The sequence below is a fragment of the Actinomycetota bacterium genome (genome assembly GCA_030774015.1).
In the GTDB taxonomy this organism is placed as follows: Bacteria; Actinomycetota; UBA4738; order UBA4738; family JACQTL01; genus JALYLZ01.
In genome coordinates this window covers 1-2,339 of record JALYLZ010000083.1, presented here as the reverse complement: position 1 = coordinate 2,339, position 2,339 = coordinate 1, and the positions used below count along the sequence as shown (strand labels likewise).

Sequence of the window (2,339 nt, the reverse complement as noted above, 5' to 3'; positions counted from 1 at the left end):
TCGCCACCAACTGGCGGTCCTCCGTCGTCAGGTCAAGCGACCCGCCAATCGGGCATCGGACCGGGCGTTCCTTGCCGCGGGCGAGCAGGCTCCTTCCGAGAGGGCTATGGCACTCGTTCATCGTCCGGCCCGAGACCCTCCTCCGATGGCACCGGAAGCTCGTCGCCAGGAAGTGGACCAGGTCCCACCGCCCTCCGGGACGCCCCGCCCTCGACCCCGAGGTTCGCGAGCTGATCCTCCGACTGGCGAGGGAGAACCCCAGGTGGGGCTACATGCGGATCCGGGGAGAGCTGCTCAAGCTGGGGGTCAGGGTCTCGGCCACCGCCATCGCCACGCTGCTCCGCCGCCGCGTCCTCGGCCCGGCTCCCCGGCGCGGTCCGACGTGGGGTGAGTTCCTGCGCTCCCAGGCGCCCGGGATCCTGGCGTGCGACTTCCTCACCGTGGAGACCATTCGGCTGAAGACGCTGGAGCTCGGCACGAGAAGGGTCCACCTGGGGGGAGCGACACCCAACCCCGACTCGGCCTGGGTCACCCAGCAGGCCCGAAACCTCGCCATGGCCCTCAAGGAGGAAGGACGGTCTCCGAGGTTCCTGATCCACGACCGGGACACCAAGTTCACCGGCCCCTCCGATGAGGTGTTCCGGTCCGAAGGCATGCGGGTCATCCTCACCCCGATCCGGGCCCCCAACGCCAACGCGTTCTGCGAACGATGGGTGGGGACGCTTCGGGCCGAGTGCCTGGACTGGACCCTCATTCTCGGCCGAAGGCACCTGGAGCGCGTCCTTCGGACCTACATCGTGCACTACAACGAGGCCAGGCCCCATCGTGGGCTCGCCCTTCAGACGCCGATCGGGAGCCCATCGCCGGCGGTGGGTGACCCGAGGGCCGCGGACGTTCGGCGGCGGGACGTGTTGGGCGGCCTCCTTCACGAGTACAGCGTCGCGGCATGAGTTTGTGTACCCCACGGGCCGTCCGGGAGAACAGCATGACGAAGGCAGCATCCCTAGCGTCCGAGTTGTTCGGCCGCCCGTCTCTGGTAGCCGGCGATCGTTGCCGAGTAACCGGCCCTCCGCGCGCCGGGGCGTGCCACCTCCCGGCATGCCGGTTCTCGCTTCTAACCGTGCGAGTGCTCGGTCTCAGCCTTGGCCACGTCCACCGTCTTCACCAGGTTCTGCACTGCCTGGTCGAGGCTCACCCCGCTGGCCCCTGCGCTCTTCTCAAGGTCCTCGATGGTGAGGTTGTCCGGGTTCCCCATGTCGTCGTGGGGCCGCATGCACCCGCAGGTGAGACACATGACTCAGCCCTCCTCGTGGTCGACATCAGAATATCCCACTCTACCCGTGACCCAGGACCCGGGATTCCAGCCGAGGAAGAGCCGGCTCACTGCCGCGCCAAGCGAGCGACCCTCTGGCGTGGGTTCGCCGCGTCCCGGCGTAGGGAACGCGCGTCATCCCTGGTACCCCGACGGACTACGGCTACCTCGGTCAGTGGTTCGATCCGGAGGCCGGTCGCCAGCGCCGGGCGTGGGCGTTCGTCATGGTGCTGGCGGCGAGCCGGCACCAGTTCGTGCTCCCTCGCTCAGCATGGAGGAGTCGCTCGCCTACGTTGCCCGCGGACGTGGCCGACGCCCCCGCCCGAGCACCGGATGGTCCAGTCTCACCCCCACCGAAGTCGACTTCATCTGGCTCGTCGCCCAGCACCTCGCCGGCCATATTCGACCCATCGGAACTCATGCCCTCGTAATCCTGACCGTTCGAAGGGGTCTGGACGACACGGGCGACCGACTGCATTATGCGGCCGAGGGCGGCCGCGACCACGGCGTCTACCCACTTCATGAACCCGTCGCAACGCCAAGGGCTGTCGCACCCTCGCGGTACTCTCGGGACCCATGCGACTGGTGCGGGTGAAGTTCCACGGGTACCGACGCTTCGCCGAGGAGACCAGGGTCAACGTCGACCTGCCCGTCGTCGCGGTGGTCGGCCCAAATGAGGCGGGCAAGAGCTCGCTCCTTGTGCCCGATCGCCGTCCCCCCGCAGAGCCCGCGGCCCAGGTTCCTCCGCTTTGTCGTCCTGAGGACCCGAGCGCTGCGAGGGAGTAGCCCCCCCGCGTTCATCGGCCACCGCGGTCCCCGTCATTCCTTGAAGCGCGCTGCCTCATCTGAACCGCCGGTAACGTTGCCGGCACTGTAGGAGTGCGCACCGGCCCCCGCCAGCTTCCCGCCATCGACGATGAGGTACTCCTCTCGGATGGGGCGCTCCTCGAACCAGCACTCCAAGATCTCACGCACGCCCGCCCCGTAGCGCGCCTGGGCCGACAGCGACGACCCGGAAATGTGTGGG

Annotated in this window: 3 protein-coding genes; 1 reads left to right on the top strand and 2 read right to left on the bottom strand. The window is 68.4% G+C overall.

Annotated elements, in window-relative coordinates; genetic code table 11:
- Positions 1-71: 71 nt before the first annotated feature.
- Positions 72-950: an integrase core domain-containing protein gene (locus M3Q23_08515; protein ID MDP9342128.1), complete on the top strand. Its 879-nt coding sequence runs from the start codon at positions 72-74 to the stop codon at positions 948-950.
- Positions 951-1,114: 164 nt separating this feature from the next.
- On the opposite strand, the gene M3Q23_08510 is transcribed toward M3Q23_08515, so the two are convergent.
- Together M3Q23_08510 and M3Q23_08505 are read right to left on the bottom strand one after the other, a co-directional pair.
- The gene (locus tag M3Q23_08510) at positions 1,115-1,294 is read right to left on the bottom strand and encodes a hypothetical protein (protein ID MDP9342127.1); all 180 of its coding nucleotides are present in this window, start codon (positions 1,292-1,294) and stop codon (positions 1,115-1,117) included.
- Between the two features lie 837 nt (positions 1,295-2,131).
- A partial coding sequence (locus tag M3Q23_08505) for a formate dehydrogenase (protein MDP9342126.1) occupies positions 2,132-2,339 on the bottom strand: 208 nt, incomplete at its 5' end.

What these genes read in the sequence shown, in the direction of transcription:
- M3Q23_08510 (MDP9342127.1), bottom strand. Translation starts at nt 1,294, where the DNA reads ATGTGTCTCACCTGCGGGTGCATGCGGCCCCACGACGACATGGGGAAC.